This is a genomic window from Phenylobacterium sp. T106, from assembly GCF_057219735.1.
Window position 1 is genome coordinate 152,470 of the sequence record NZ_JBXVWA010000004.1, and the last position, 12,959, is coordinate 165,428.

General features: G+C 71.1%; 18 protein-coding genes. 11 read left to right on the plus strand and 7 right to left on the minus strand.

The features are described from left to right. Window positions 1-39: 39 nt before the first annotated feature. The 3 genes from AC2D8W_RS10990 to AC2D8W_RS11000 all read right to left on the minus strand — a co-directional run bounded on the left by AC2D8W_RS10990 (window position 40) and on the right by AC2D8W_RS11000 (window position 2,828). Window positions 40-1,203 carry a glutathionylspermidine synthase family protein gene (locus AC2D8W_RS10990; protein WP_484671582.1) on the minus strand — a complete coding sequence of 388 codons (1,164 nt, stop codon included), beginning with the start codon at window positions 1,201-1,203 and terminating at the stop codon, window positions 40-42. 178 nt (window positions 1,204-1,381) lie between these two features. After that, window positions 1,382-2,146, minus strand: a complete 765-nt coding sequence (locus AC2D8W_RS10995; RefSeq protein ID WP_484671583.1) for a PspA/IM30 family protein — start codon at window positions 2,144-2,146, stop codon at window positions 1,382-1,384. A 13-nt stretch (window positions 2,147-2,159) separates the two neighbouring features. Continuing rightward, window positions 2,160-2,828, minus strand: coding sequence for a YjfI family protein (locus AC2D8W_RS11000; RefSeq protein WP_293485797.1), 669 nt, complete (start codon window positions 2,826-2,828; stop codon window positions 2,160-2,162). Window positions 2,829-2,906: 78 nt separating this feature from the next. Here AC2D8W_RS11000 and AC2D8W_RS11005 point away from each other — a divergent pair, with 78 nt between their 5' ends. From AC2D8W_RS11005 to AC2D8W_RS11015, 3 genes are read left to right on the plus strand one after another with little or no spacing between them, the layout of a single operon-like run. Then, a complete protein-coding gene (locus tag AC2D8W_RS11005; RefSeq protein WP_484671584.1) occupies window positions 2,907-3,551 on the plus strand; it encodes a DUF2491 family protein in 645 nt (214 codons plus the stop codon). A gap of 30 nt (window positions 3,552-3,581) precedes the next feature. Continuing rightward, window positions 3,582-3,998, plus strand: a complete 417-nt coding sequence (locus AC2D8W_RS11010; protein WP_484671842.1) for a DUF350 domain-containing protein — start codon at window positions 3,582-3,584, stop codon at window positions 3,996-3,998. 18 nt (window positions 3,999-4,016) lie between these two features. Then, window positions 4,017-4,625, plus strand: coding sequence for a DUF1190 domain-containing protein (locus AC2D8W_RS11015; protein ID WP_293485795.1), 609 nt, complete (start codon window positions 4,017-4,019; stop codon window positions 4,623-4,625). A 30-nt stretch (window positions 4,626-4,655) separates the two neighbouring features. Here AC2D8W_RS11015 and AC2D8W_RS11020 read toward each other — a convergent pair whose 3' ends face one another. Next, a complete protein-coding gene (locus AC2D8W_RS11020; protein ID WP_484671585.1) occupies window positions 4,656-4,886 on the minus strand; it encodes a heavy metal-binding domain-containing protein in 231 nt (76 codons plus the stop codon). 162 nt (window positions 4,887-5,048) lie between these two features. On the opposite strand from AC2D8W_RS11020, the gene AC2D8W_RS11025 reads away from it, so the two are divergent. The 7 genes from AC2D8W_RS11025 to AC2D8W_RS11055 are packed head-to-tail and all read left to right on the plus strand — an operon-like array spanning window position 5,049 to window position 9,867. Further along, the gene (locus tag AC2D8W_RS11025) at window positions 5,049-5,771 is read left to right on the plus strand and encodes a hypothetical protein (protein WP_484671586.1); all 723 of its coding nucleotides are present in this window, start codon (window positions 5,049-5,051) and stop codon (window positions 5,769-5,771) included. A gap of 34 nt (window positions 5,772-5,805) precedes the next feature. Then, the gene (locus AC2D8W_RS11030) at window positions 5,806-6,795 is read left to right on the plus strand and encodes an adenosine kinase (protein ID WP_484671587.1); all 990 of its coding nucleotides are present in this window, start codon (window positions 5,806-5,808) and stop codon (window positions 6,793-6,795) included. A gap of 5 nt (window positions 6,796-6,800) precedes the next feature. Further along, complete coding sequence (gene hisB / locus AC2D8W_RS11035; protein WP_293485789.1) at window positions 6,801-7,391, plus strand: imidazoleglycerol-phosphate dehydratase HisB; 591 nt, start codon at window positions 6,801-6,803, stop codon at window positions 7,389-7,391. Between the two features lie 10 nt (window positions 7,392-7,401). Then, window positions 7,402-8,037: an imidazole glycerol phosphate synthase subunit HisH gene (gene hisH / locus AC2D8W_RS11040; protein ID WP_484671588.1), complete on the plus strand. Its 636-nt coding sequence runs from the start codon at window positions 7,402-7,404 to the stop codon at window positions 8,035-8,037. Further along, window positions 8,034-8,756 (plus strand): 1-(5-phosphoribosyl)-5-[(5-phosphoribosylamino)methylideneamino]imidazole-4-carboxamide isomerase, encoded by a 723-nt coding sequence (gene hisA, locus AC2D8W_RS11045; protein ID WP_484671589.1) that lies wholly within the window; start codon window positions 8,034-8,036, stop codon window positions 8,754-8,756. The genes hisH and hisA overlap by 4 nt, the downstream gene beginning before the upstream one ends. Then, the gene (hisF, locus tag AC2D8W_RS11050) at window positions 8,753-9,547 is read left to right on the plus strand and encodes an imidazole glycerol phosphate synthase subunit HisF (protein ID WP_484671590.1); all 795 of its coding nucleotides are present in this window, start codon (window positions 8,753-8,755) and stop codon (window positions 9,545-9,547) included. Before hisA ends, hisF begins: the two co-directional genes overlap by 4 nt. After that, on the plus strand, window positions 9,544-9,867 hold the full coding sequence (locus AC2D8W_RS11055; protein WP_484671591.1) for a phosphoribosyl-ATP diphosphatase: 324 nt from the start codon (window positions 9,544-9,546) through the stop codon (window positions 9,865-9,867). The genes hisF and AC2D8W_RS11055 overlap by 4 nt, the downstream gene beginning before the upstream one ends. A gap of 6 nt (window positions 9,868-9,873) precedes the next feature. Here the strand turns inward: AC2D8W_RS11055 and AC2D8W_RS11060 are convergent, their stop codons facing one another. Genes AC2D8W_RS11060 through timA form a run of 3 tightly spaced genes read right to left on the minus strand, consistent with a single transcriptional unit; the run spans window position 9,874 to window position 12,124 of the window. Further along, window positions 9,874-10,365: a Smr/MutS family protein gene (locus tag AC2D8W_RS11060; RefSeq protein WP_293485783.1), complete on the minus strand. Its 492-nt coding sequence runs from the start codon at window positions 10,363-10,365 to the stop codon at window positions 9,874-9,876. Then, the gene (locus AC2D8W_RS11065; RefSeq protein WP_484671592.1) at window positions 10,362-11,486 is read right to left on the minus strand and encodes an MltA domain-containing protein; all 1,125 of its coding nucleotides are present in this window, start codon (window positions 11,484-11,486) and stop codon (window positions 10,362-10,364) included. The genes AC2D8W_RS11060 and AC2D8W_RS11065 overlap by 4 nt, the downstream gene beginning before the upstream one ends. A gap of 20 nt (window positions 11,487-11,506) precedes the next feature. Beyond that, complete coding sequence (timA, locus tag AC2D8W_RS11070; RefSeq protein ID WP_293485779.1) at window positions 11,507-12,124, minus strand: TIM44-related membrane protein TimA; 618 nt, start codon at window positions 12,122-12,124, stop codon at window positions 11,507-11,509. 176 nt (window positions 12,125-12,300) lie between these two features. On the opposite strand from timA, the gene secB reads away from it, so the two are divergent. After that, complete coding sequence (gene secB / locus AC2D8W_RS11075; RefSeq protein WP_293485777.1) at window positions 12,301-12,780, plus strand: protein-export chaperone SecB; 480 nt, start codon at window positions 12,301-12,303, stop codon at window positions 12,778-12,780. Window positions 12,781-12,959: the final 179 nt, after the last annotated feature.

The window sequence follows — 12,959 nt, forward strand, 5'->3', positions numbered from 1 at the left end:
ATCCCTGCACGCCTGAGGCGGCCGGGACGACAGCGCGGGTCAGCCGATGATCGCGTGGGGAACGAAACGGCTGAGGTTGCGGGTGACGCGGCTGCGATCCTCGCGGATGCCGATCCCGGCCGGCTCGTCCCCGACGATCCACGCGCCGATCACCGGATAGTTCCCCTCGAAGGCGGTGACCTCGTGGAGCGCCTGGCGGATGTGGCCCTCCTCGCCGTAGCCCTGGTCCAGCACGCGGGCCCGTCGGCCGGCCTTCACGAGTTCGATGTTGGCGCCCTCGCGGCTGAACAGCGGCTTGCGCACGAACGAGCGGCCCAGGTCGGCGGCTCGGGGATCGTCCTCGAAATAGGCGGGAAGCAGGTTCGGGTGCCCCTCGTGCCGCGCCCAGAGCAGCGGCAGAACGCCCTTGTTCGAGAGCACCGCCTTCCACGCCGGCTCCAGGAACTGCGTCCCCGAGGCCTTGATGTTGGCGGCGTACGCCTCCCGCAGCATCTCCTCCCAGGGGTACAGCTTGAAGAGCGCCTGGATGACGTAGCCGTCCTGGTCCACGAACTTCTGGTCCGCCGTCAGGCCGATCTCGCCCACGGGCGTGAACTTGGGCTCGATCCCGGCCTGGGTGGCGATGTCCTCGAGGTATTTCACCGTCTGACGGTCCTCGACCGCGTCGGGATCGCTGGCGAAGTGGACGAAGCCGCCCGCCGGGAAGATCGCCCGGAAGCGCGACTGCAGCTTCTCGTGCAGGCTGTTGAACTGGTCCGCGTTGGCGGGCAGGCGCCCGGCCGCCATCATGTCCTCCAGCCAGATCCACTGGAAGGCGGCGGACTCGTAGATGCTGGTGGGGGTGTCGGCGTTGTACTCGAAGAGCTTCGCCGGACCCTCGCCGTCGTAGGCGAAGTCGAAGCGGCCGTAGAGCGAGGGATCGCGCCGCGCCCAGCTCTCGGCCACGTCGTCGCGGCTGGCCTCGGGGATGGCGAGCTTCGCCATCAGCTCTTCCGACCTCACCACCTCGTCCACGAGGTCCAGGCACAGGGCGTGCAGCTCGCGCGCGGGCGCCTCCAGCCCCTCCTCGATCTCGGGAAGGCTGAAGACGTAGTAGGCCCGCTCGTCCCAGTACCGCGCCCCGTCGATATGGCGCCACGTGAAGCCGAGCCGCTCGGCCTTCTCGTCCCAGCCGGGGCGCTCGTCGGTCTTGATGCGTTTCATGGTGTGCTGACCTCAGCCTGCGCCTCTCTGCCGGTCATCCCCCGGCTTGTCCGGGGGACCCATTGGGCTGTGAGCCGACCGGCCATCCGCAGCAGCGACGCCGAGGATCGCCACGACCTCACAGCTCAATGGATGGCCCGGACGAGCCGGGCCATGACGACGAAGGAGAGCGGGACCCTCAGCTCTCCTTCCGCTCGACCGGGACCGGCTGGGCCTCGATCTGCAGGCGCGGGGCCTCGAGCTGGGGCATCGGCTCGCCCGCGGGGGCCTTCAGGCGGGCCAGGATGTCGTCGGCGCTCTGGTGGCCCGGCAGGATGCCGGCGGCGGCCAGCTTGGCGTCGAGATCGGCGCCGGTGCGCTTGTCCTCCAGCTCGCCGGCGGCGCGGAACTTCTCGTCGGCGATCGCCTGACGTTCCTTGATCCGCTTGAGGCTGTCCGCGGCCGAGCCGAGCGACGCCTGCGCCGAGCCGCCGCGCGAGGCGACGGAGGCCTGGGCGCGCTGGACGCTGTCGTTGACCTTCACCACGTCGATCTCGCGGCGCAGGTTTTCGACCTTCTGCTGCGTCTGGGCGATGGTCTGGTGCAGGCGCTCCTCGGCGGTGCGCATGTCGGCGAGCTGCGGGGTCTTGACGCCGATGTCGGTCTCCAGGTCGGCGATCCGGACGGCCACCTCGCGGGCGAGGCCTTCGTCGCCCTTCGCCAGGGCGGCGCGCGCCGACCCCTCGTACCGGGCCGACTGATCCTTCAGCCCCTGGATCTCCTTTTCCAGCATGCGCCGCTTGGCGACGAGCGTGGCCAGGTCGTCGCGGGCGCGCCCCAGCGCGTTGTCCGCGTCGCGGATCTCCTGGTCGAGGATGCGCAGCGCGTTGGCGTCGACGACCGCTGCGCCGGCGTCGTAGCTGGCGCCGCGGAAGAGGGTGATGAGCTTGGTGAAGATCGACATGTGGGCTCCGGGCTCAGGCCGCCGAGGCGAAATCGTCGCGCAGGTCGCTGGCGGCGCGGATCGCGTTCTCCGCCAGCATGCGCAGTTCGATGATGACCGTCTGCAGGGTCGTCTTGCAGGACAGCTCGCCGAACACCTCGTAGTAGTCGCGGCCGGCGATGGTGGTGATGCCGAAGTTCGAGAGCGGCACCAGCTTCTGCGCCTTCAGCAGGAAGACGTTGAACGCCGCCTGGTCCTTCTGCTCGTCCACCGGCCACAGCAGCGCGCTCACGACGATTTGCTCGGCGCCCACCGACATGAAGACCGGCAGGTCCCCGAACTCGTGCATGGTGACCTGCAGCACGGGGTCCGTCCCCTCCAGCACGCGCGCGGTCAGTTCGCCCTCGCGCAGGAGGCGGGTCTCGGACAGCGCTTCGGCAAGACTCTTCACCGACCAATCGGTGTCGATGACATGGTCCATCTGGAATGATCCCTGCGGAGGGTCGGGGTTTCTCATCAGCGCCGGTCCGCGGCTCGACGCCGTGATGATCGCCCGGGCGGCGGCCTGGATGTCGGACCTGGCTGCGGGGGGAACCCAGAGCTCCAGCTTCACGAGCCCGAGCCGCTGGCGCTCCTCGCGCCAGAGCCGGGTCCGTTCCGCGGGGCTGAGGCCCGCCGCCTTGTCCGTCCTGCGCCGTCCCATGCGTTCACGTATCCATACGCGTACATTTGACAACACGCAAGATGCGCGTATGGTCCGCGTTCAGCAAGGACGGACGACGTGATCTTCCGGGGACTTTTCGGCGGAAAGCGCGACCAGGGCGACGATCAGGCGATCCCCGTGGTGCGCAACATCACCATCGGGCGCACCGTCCGCCTGGATCCCCTGGCTTGGCGCCGGTACGGGTCGGACGCGAAGTTCGCCCTCGACACCGACGTGCTCGAGATCGTGGCCCAGGGCCGCATCGACCTGGGGCCGGACGGCTTCGTCCACCGCTTCTACACCGAAGACGACCTCATGCTGCAGATGGTCAGCCCCGACCCCGAGGGCCAGGGCGCCGACGACTTCACCCTCTTCGGACCGTGGTCCAGCGACTACCCGCCCGACGGCGCGGCGCGGCGCCGGTGGGCGGACCGGCTGCGGGCGCCCGCGTTCGGCGGCCAGGACCTGCCCGAGTACCGCCGCTTCTGGTTCGGCGACGCGGATGCGCGGCAGGAGCCGGTCAGCTTCTGGGAAAGCGTCTACGACGATCGCTCGGGCGCCCGGGCGCGGCGCATCTACCAGACCTGCATGCTCTTCGCCCGGGACCTTCCGGGTGATGGACGCGAACTGCTCCTGGCCATTGAGATGGAGCCGGAGGGCGGCGACCTGACCCACGAGGTGATGGTGGGAATCCCGCTCAATGTGGGAGAATTCGAAGCTTAAGGCGTGAAACGCCAGCTCGAGAGGGACTGCATGACCTTCGACCCCAACGCCTTCGCCACCGGCGCCCTGGCCTTCCTCCTCGCCTTCCTGGCCGCCGGCGGCTTCACGCTGGTCTTCAAGGCGGTCTACCGCTGGATCACGCCGCACGACGAGGGCGCCCTGATCCGCGCCGGCAACCCCGCGGCGGCCGTGGCCCTGGGCGGCGCGCTGATCGGCTACGTCATTCCGCTGGCCTCCGCGCTCGCCAACACCCACTCGCTCCCCGAGTTCGTCGCCTGGGCCCTGCTGGCGGGCGTGATCCAGATCGCCACCTTCTGGCTGGTCCGCCGCATCGCGCTGCCGGACGTCTCGGCGCGGATCGAGCGGGGCGAGGTGTCGACCGCACTCTACCTGATGTTCATCTCGATCACCGTCGGCATCCTGAACGCCGCCTGCATGACGGCCTGAGGGCCGCGAGGATCTGGCATGAAACGCTCGAAGACCCTGGCGCTGACCTCGCTCATGGCGATGGGCGGGGTGACGCTCACCGCCTGCGGCGACAGCCCGGCCGACAACGTCCGCATCGAAAACCCCGGCCCCTCGGTCGACGCCTACGCCTACCAGTCGCTGGCCGAGTGCAAGGACAAGAACGAGGTCCCCGACGACGTCTGCGACAAGGCCGAGAAGCAGGCCCTCGCCGACGATCAGAAGGCCGCCAGCTGGAACGACCAGAAGAGCTGCGAGGACGTCTATGGCGAGGGCCAGTGCGTGCCCCGCCAGCAGGCGAGCGGGGGCGGCAGCATCTGGGGGCCGCTGATCGCCGGGTTCGTCGTCGGCCGCATGCTGGACGGCGGCTGGGGCGGGCGCGGCATGTACCGCGACTGGCGCGACGGCGGGTACTACTCCTATGGCGGCGGGCGCGTCTGGACCGACTACTCCACCGGCCGGGCCAGGATCGGAAACCGCAGCTTCGAGCGCCCCGACATCGTGCGGCCGCCCGAGAAGATGATGTCGCGCACCAGCGTGGTCAGCCGCGGCGGCTTCGGCGGCCGGATGTCGAACCACAGCATGCGCGGCGGCCGCTGGGGCGGTTGAAGCGCGTTCGGCATCGAGACCGGATAGGCTCTAGCGCGGTGAACTGGGGGCCGGCGCGGGTTTCTGCTCGGGTTGCGGAACCAGCTCCATGCCGCAGCCCGGCGCCGGGCAGGTCCCGGGGGCGTCGAACACCTTCCCGTCGTGGTCGCATCCGCACGGCGGACAGACCCACTTCCCTGCGGGACTTGCCTGGGCCACGGCCGTCGCCGGGACGATGCAGGCGCAGGCGGACAGGGCTGCGAACGCGCGGCGGGTGAGCATGGACGGACCCCCAGGCTGACGTCGATCCGGCGCAGGTTACGTCAGGAGGCCGGCGTCAGGTATGCCGCGGAGGCCTCGGTTCCTGCCATCAGACGCGCCCTGCCAGACCTGTTCACGGCTCCGTGATGTGGTACGATCACGGGTCTGTGATCGGAGAGGCTCATGGCTCGCGGGTGGCCGGCGGCGGCGATGGCGGCCATGGCGATCGCAGCCTCCGCGTGCAGCCGGGCCAACCAGGTTCACTCCCAAGCCGCCCTGGTGACTGAAACCGCGCCGCTCGTCCTTCGGCGCGGGATCTGGGCGGCCCCGGAGGCGGACTGCGTCTTCGACCCTGCGGGCTCGTTCAAGACCTGGCCCGACTGCGCCCACGGCGTGCGGAATGGCGGCGACGTCTTCAATGCGTCGTCGGTGATCCACGGCCTCGTCCAGGAAAGCCGCCTTGCCCCGGGCGATCCGATGATCCGCGAGACACGCTGGACGAAACAGCGGCTCTACGACTTCGAGGCCGTTCGCCCGCTGCGGCGTGACGCCAGGGGACGGGTGATCGCCTACGAAACGTGGGTCGTCATGTGCGGCCCGCAGGAGCCGCCCGCCATCGCCCCTTCGCCTGGGGACGACACGCCGGCGGCCGCGACCCCCGCCGCGGCGTCCCCCCTGCCCCCGGGCCTGGAATCTCGCGAAGACGGCTCGGGGTGCCTGGCGCGCGGTCTCGCGGCGGTGCGAGCGGCGGCGGTCGAGACGCGCGTGCGGGCCTGGGACGAGCCTCGCCGCCACCACTACGTGCGGCCGTTCCGGTTCCGCGACAACTTCGGACAGCCCGCCCAGCCACGCACCGAGCCGCCGGTGGAGCCGCCCGGCGTTGCTCCGGAACCCCAATCCGGCTAAGCCGCCCCACCAGATCGGACCGGAAAAGCCACGCATGCCCGAACTCTACGACGTCGCCGCGATCGGCAACGCCATCGTCGACGTGATCGCGCCGTGCACGGACGCGTTCCTGGCGGAGAACGGGCTGACCAAGGGCGCCATGATGCTGGTCGACCCCGAAGCCTCGTCGCGGCTCTATTCGAAGATGCAGCAGGCGGTCGAGGCGTCGGGCGGCTCGGCGGCCAACACCATCGCAGGCCTGGCCAGCTTCGGCGGCCGCGGCGCCTTCATGGGCAAGGTGGCGGACGACCACCTGGGCCGCACCTTCGCGCAGGACATGCGCCGCATCGGCGCGCGCTTCGAGAACGCGCCGCTGAAGGGCGGGCCGGCCACCGCCGTCTCGATGATCAACGTGACGCCGGACGCCCAGCGCACCATGTGCACCTACCTGGGCGCCTCGGTGCAATTCACCGACGACGACGTGGACCAGGACACGGTCGAGGCGGCCCAGATCGTCTACCTCGAGGGCTACCTCTTCGACGCCGAGGCGGCGCGGCGCGCCTTCGCCAAGGCGGCGGCCTTCGCGCACGGCGCCGGCCGCAGGATCGCCCTGACCCTCTCCGACAGCTTCGTGGTGGAGCGTCACCGCGGCGGGCTGCTGGGCTTCATCGAGACCCAGGTCGACCTGCTGTTCGCCAACGAGGCCGAGCTGCTCGCGCTGTTCGAGACCGACAGCTTCGACGAGGCCTGCGAGGCCCTGCGGACCCGTTGCGACCTCGCCGCCGTGACCCGCAGCGACAAGGGCTCGGTGATCCTGTCGCAGGGCGAACGGCTGACCGTCCGGGCCGAGCCTGTGGAGAAAGTCGTGGACACCACCGGCGCGGGCGACCAATACGCAGCCGGTTTCATGTTCGGTCTATCCCGGGGACGGCCGCTGCAGCAGTGCGGCCAGCTCGCCTCCCTGGCGGCGGCCGAGGTGATCTCGCACTATGGTCCGCGCCCGCAGGTCTCGCTGAAGGACCTGGCCGCGTCCAAGGGGTACTGAGGAAGATGAGCCGCAAGGCCGAGGTCGTCCGCAACACCAAGGAGACCCAGATCCGGATCGCCCTGGACCTGGACGGGACCGGCGTGTCCAAGGTGTCCACCGGCATCGGCTTCTTCGACCACATGCTGGACAGCTTCGCCCGCCACGGCGGCATCGACCTCGAGGTCGAGACCAAGGGCGATCTGCACATCGACATGCACCACACCGTCGAGGACACCGGCATCGTCCTCGGCCAGGCGATCAAGGAGGCCCTGCCCGGCTTCAAGGGCATCCGCCGCTTCGGCCACGCCTACATCCCGATGGACGAAACCCTGTCGCGCTGCGCCATCGACCTGTCGAACCGGCCCTATCTGATCTGGCGGGTGGATTTCCGCACGCCCAAGGTCGGCGACATGGACACCGAGCTCTTCAAGGAGTTCCACCACGCGTTCGCCATGAACGCTGGCGCCTGCGTGCACCTCGAGTGCCTCTACGGCGCCAACAGCCACCACATCGCCGAGAGCGGCTTCAAGGCCCTGGCCCGGGCCCTGCGCCAGGCGGTCGAGCTCGACCCGAAGACCCACGGCCACGCCCCCTCCACCAAGGGCGTGCTGTAAGGATCATCCCATGCAGCAAGTGGCCCTGATCGACTACGGGTCGGGCAACCTGCGCTCGGCCGAGAAGGCCCTGGTCCGCGCCGCGGCCGGGAAGGCCGAGATCGTCGTGACCCACGACCCCGACCGGGTGGCCGCCGCCGACCGCGTGGTGCTGCCCGGCGTCGGCGCGTTCAAGGCCTGCATGGACGCGCTCGCGGCCCGCCCCGGCGTGATCGAAGCCCTGAACGCCGCCGTGCGCGATCGCGGCGCGCCCTTCCTCGGCATCTGCGTCGGCATGCAGCTCATGGCCTCGCGGGGCCATGAGTTCGGGGTCACCCCCGGCCTGGGCTGGATCGAGGGCGACGTGCGGAAGATCGCGGTGAGCGATCCGCACCTGAAGGTGCCGCACATGGGCTGGAACACGCTGGAGGTCGTCTCGGACCTGCCGCTGCTCGTCGGACCCCGGGCGGGCCAGCCCGTCTATTTCACCCATTCGTACGCCATGTTCCCCACCGATCCGGCGGACGTGGCGGCCTACGTGGACCACGGCGGGCGCTTCCCCGCCGCCGTCGCGCGGGACAACATGGCCGGGGTGCAGTTCCACCCCGAGAAATCGCAGGGGACCGGCCTCGGCCTCCTGGCCGCATTCCTGGAGTGGCGCCCTTGATCCTGTATCCCGCCATCGACCTGAAGGACGGCCAGTGCGTGCGCGTTCTGCACGGCGACCTGTCGACCGCCACCGTGTTCAACGCCGACCCCGGGGCCCAAGCGCGCCAGTGGGCCGACGCCGGCTTCCACTGGATCCACGTGGTCGACCTGAACGGCGCGGTGAAGGGCGAGGCGATCAACGCCCAGGGCGTCGAGGCCATCCTCTCGGCCGTGTCGGTGCCGGTGCAGCTGGGCGGGGGTATCCGCAGCCTGGCCGACGTCGAGCGGTGGGTCGAGGCGGGCGTCAGCCGCGTGATCCTGGGCACCGTGGCGGTGAAGCAGCCGCAGGTCGTCATCGACGCCGCCCGCGAATGGCCCGAGCAGATCGCCGTCAGCGTCGACGTCCGCAAGGGCAAGGTGGCGGTCGAGGGCTGGACCGCCGATTCCGACCTGGACGCCATCACCGTGGCCCGGCGCTACGAGGACGCCGGCGTCGCCGCCCTGATCGTCACCGACATCGACCGCGACGGCACCGTCATGGGCTTCAACGTCGAGGCGTTCGGCGCCATGGCCGACGCCGTGGCGATCCCGGTCATCGCCGCCGGGGGCCTCGCCAGCGTGGATGACATCGCCAGGCTCAAGGCGCGGCCGGGCGTGCCGGTCGCGGGCGCGGTGCTGGGCCGGGCGCTCTACAACGGCGCCATCGATCCCGCCGAGGCGCTGAGGCTGGCCGCATGAGCACCACGCTCAAGACCCGCCTGATCCCGTGCCTCGACGTGAAGGACGGCCGGGTCGTGAAGGGCGTGCAGTTCGTGAACCTGGTGGACGCCGGCGATCCGGTCGAGCAGGCCCAGGCCTACGACGCGGCCGGCGCCGACGAGCTGATGTTCCTGGACATCACCGCCAGCCACGAGAACCGCGGCATCATCCTCGACGTCGTGGCGCGCACGGCCGAGGTCTGCTTCATGCCGCTCAGCGTGGGCGGCGGGATCCGCAGCGTCGAGGACGGGCGCCGTCTGCTGCTGGCGGGCGCCGACAAGATCTCGATCATGACCGCCGCCGTGCAGGACCGCGACGTCGTGAGCCGCTGCGCCGACGCCTTCGGCAGCCAGGCCGTCGTCGTGTCCGTCGACGCCAAGCGCGTGACGACGCCGGGACGGGGCGACCACTGGGAGGTCTTCACCCACGGCGGCCGCAACCCGACCGGCCTGGACGCCATCGACTACGCGGTCGAGGTGGTGGCGAAGGGCGCGGGCGAGATCCTGCTCACCTCGATGGACCGCGACGGCGCCAAGACCGGCTACGACCTGGAGCTGCTGCGGCGGGTGGCCGAGGCGGTCAGCGTGCCGGTCATCGCGTCGGGCGGCGCCGGGACCACGCGGCACCTGGTCGAGGCGGTCGAGGCCGGCGCCGACGCCGTCCTGGCGGCGTCCATCTTCCACTTCGGCGAGATCTCCATCGGCGAGGCCAAGGCGGCCATGGCCGCGGCCGGCATCCCGGTGCGCCTGACGGAGCCCGTTCCCGCATGACCCGCTTCACCGACGTCGTCGCCCGCCTGACCCGCACCATCGAGAGCCGCCGGGGCGCCGACGCCTCGACGTCCTACACGGCCCAGCTCCTGGGCGACCTGGACCGCGCCGCCAAGAAGATGGGCGAAGAGGCGGTGGAGACCGTGATCGCCGCCGCCCAGGGCGACCGCGACGCCCTGACCGCTGAAAGCGCCGACCTGATCTACCACTGGCTGGTTCTGCTCGCGGCCGCCGGCGTCAGCCTCGACGACGTCGCGGCGCGCCTCGAGGCCCGCGAGGGGACTTCCGGCCTCGCGGAGAAGGCTGCGCGCAAAAGCTAGCCCGCCTCAGCGCGGCTTGCGCTTCAGGGCGACGTAGAGCGCCCCTTCCCCGCCGTGACGGCGCGACGCCTCCGAGATTCCGGCGACGATGTGCGACACCTCGGGCGCGCCCAGCCAGTCCGGAGCGCGCCGGCGCAGCACGCCGTCGCCCTGGACGCCCTTTCCGGTGATCACCAGGACGGCGCGCCAGCCGTCGTCCCAGGCCCGCTGCAGGAACGCCTCCAGCGCGCGGCGCGCCCGGTCCTGCGTCATGCCGTGGAGGTCGATCCGCCCGCCGATCTCCTCGCGTTCCCGGGCGATGCGATGGCGGCGGTTGGGCTCGATGGCGTCCACGCGTTCGCGCAGCGCCTTGGCCGCCTCGGCCACCCGGGCAGGCGCGATGCGCGCGGGGGCGTCCAGGGTCTGCGGCTGCGGGCCCGCGCGGTTCTGCAGCGGGTGCACCGTGGCGGCGACCTTGCCCCACAGGTGAAGCTCTTCCGGCGTTGGGTGGCGCTTCATCGCGGCACGATCCGCCAGAGCCGGAGCGTGTGCCGCACGCGGCCGGCTTCCAGGCCCGCGGCCTCGCCCTCGCCGAGGTAGAGGTCGGCGCGCACATCGCCCTTGATCGCCCCGCCGGTGTCGAGCGCCGTCACCAGGCGGCTGTAGGTCGGGAAGGCGCCCGCCAGCAGCGGCGCGCTGGCGTCGATCCAGAGCAGTTCGCCCATGGCGTGGAATGCGGGGTCGACGGCCACGGCGCGGCTCCCGGGCAGCGGTACGCCCGCGGCCCCTGCCGGCGGCCGGCCGTCGTCCGGCGCGAGGCGGAAGAAGGCGTAGCGGGGGTTGAGCCGCATGATCTCGTCGGCGGCCCCGCCGCGATTGGCCGCCAGCCAGCCGCGGATCGCATCGCCCGAGGTGTTGTCCCGCGCCAGGAGCCCGCGGTCCCGCATCGGGTTGGCGATCCCCACGAAGGGGCGGCCGTTGTGCGCGGCGTACAGCGCCTTGCGCCGCGCGCCGTCCTCGAACACGAGGACCCCCGAGCCCTGCACCTGCAGGAAGAAGAGGTCCTCGGGCCGCATCCAGGCCAGCGCGTCGTCGGACGGCCGCGCCTCGATGGCGCTGCGGTCGGGATAGCTGGTCCGCGAGCCGTCCGGCAGCGACTGCAGGACGGCCCCGTCCTCGACCAGCAGGTCCGCGGGGCGCGGCCGGACAGGCGCGCTGAACTCGCCGTCGGGACGGCGGCGGGCGGGGTAGACCGGGGCGAAGTAGGCCGTCAGCACGCCCTCCCCCTCCGCCCGCTCGGCGACGAAGAACGCCTCGAGGAAGGGCCGCCCGACGCCCGGCGCCACGTCCCGGACGGCCCGCGCCCGGGCGCAGAGGTCGGAGAGGCCGGGGTCCTTCGACGCGTGGCACACCGCCCGCCAGGCGCCGAACGCGGCGTCGTGGTCCTCGGTCGACCAGCCCGGCAGGGCCGAAAGCTCGACCCGGCGCGGTTCGGGCGCCTGCGGACGGGGCGCCGGGGGTGCAGGCGTGGGGAAGCCCGGTGGCGGCGGGCCGTGCTCGTAGGGCGTGGCGCAGCCAGCCAGAGTCAGGGCAGCCAGACTCGAGACGGCGAGCTTCAGGGCGGCGAAGGCCGCCGCCATCCGTCGGCCCCCCGGCAGGCTCACGCCTCGGCGGCGTCCACGTGGACGAGCGTCCAGTTCGGGTCGCGGGCCTTGAGGCGCCGCTCGAACGTCCAGAGCTCGGCGGTGCGGCGGTCGTCCACGGCCTCGCCTTCCGGACCCTTGGTGCGGCTCCGGAACTCGGCCAGGAACCGGACGGTCAGGCGGGCGAGGTCGCCGTCGGTCACGTCGGCCCGCTCCAGGTCCGCGCGGGGCGCCTGCAGGAATTCCACCGTCTCGGTCCGGCCCTCGCGGGCGCGGGTGTCGATCACCGCCTCGAAGCTCTCCAGCACCTGCGGCGCCAGCAGGTTGCGGAGCGTCGCCTTGTCGCCCTCGGCGAACGCCTTGACGATCATCTCGTACGCCGATTTCGCGCCGCCCAGGAACCGGGTCATGTCGAAGGCCGGATCCTTGGCCTTCACTGCGGCCAGGCCCGTCAGCTCCACGCCGTCGTCGGCGGGTTCCGCCAGGCGCTCGGGCGCGCGCGGGGGCCTCGGCGTCGCTTCCGCCGCCGGCTGCTCGCCCGGCTGGCGTCCGACGCGCCGGCCCAGCACCGAGTAGAGCTGGTAGAGCACGATGGCCGCGAGGCCGGCGAAGATGATCAGTTCGAGGACTTGCAACGAGCCGCTTTCAGGTCAGTGCGGGGCGAACGCATCCTTATACGCCCATTTCACCCATATAGTCCGCCGGAACGCGGTCGTCAGGGGCGGCGTTGCATCGGACCTACCCACATGATAGCCGCGTCCTCCGAAAGCGCGCGATCCTGCCGCCTCCAGATGAGAAATCCGCTCCAGTCATGACCGACACCGACGCCGGCGACATGGCGCTGCAAGGCTCCGAGCCCGGCATCCGCATCCTCGCCCAGTTCATCCGCGATCTCAGCTTCGAAAATCCGCGCGCGCCGGACGCCCTGCGCCCCAGCCAGGACCAGCCGCAGATCGATCTCGGGGTCGAGATGAACGCCCGCGGGCGCGAGGACGGGCTCTTCGAGGTCGACCTGAAGCTGTCCGCCAAGGCCAACCGCTCGGACGGCGCCCTGTTCGTGGTGGAGCTGCTGTACGGCGGCGTCTTCCAGATCGGCGGGGTCCAGCCCGACGAGATGGAACCGGTGCTCCTGATCGAGTGCCCGCGCTACCTGTTCCCCTTCGCCCGGCGCATCATCGCCGAGGTGAGCTCCGAAGGCGGTTTCCCGCCGTTCCTGCTCGATCCCATCGATTTCGCCGGGGTCTACGCGGCGCGCAAGGCGCAGCAGGAGCCGCAGGTCGGCCACGCCTAGGGTTCAGGCCCCATTGGATATCAGCGATTTCAACGGCTTCCGACCGTCCCGGCGAATGCCGGGACCCGGATTTGCGTGCGAGATCATGATGGGAAGGGCTCCGAAGCAAGGGACCCCCATCTGAGCCCTTCCATCTGGATCCCGGCCTTCGCCGGGATGACCGGGTATTGAATAGCGCA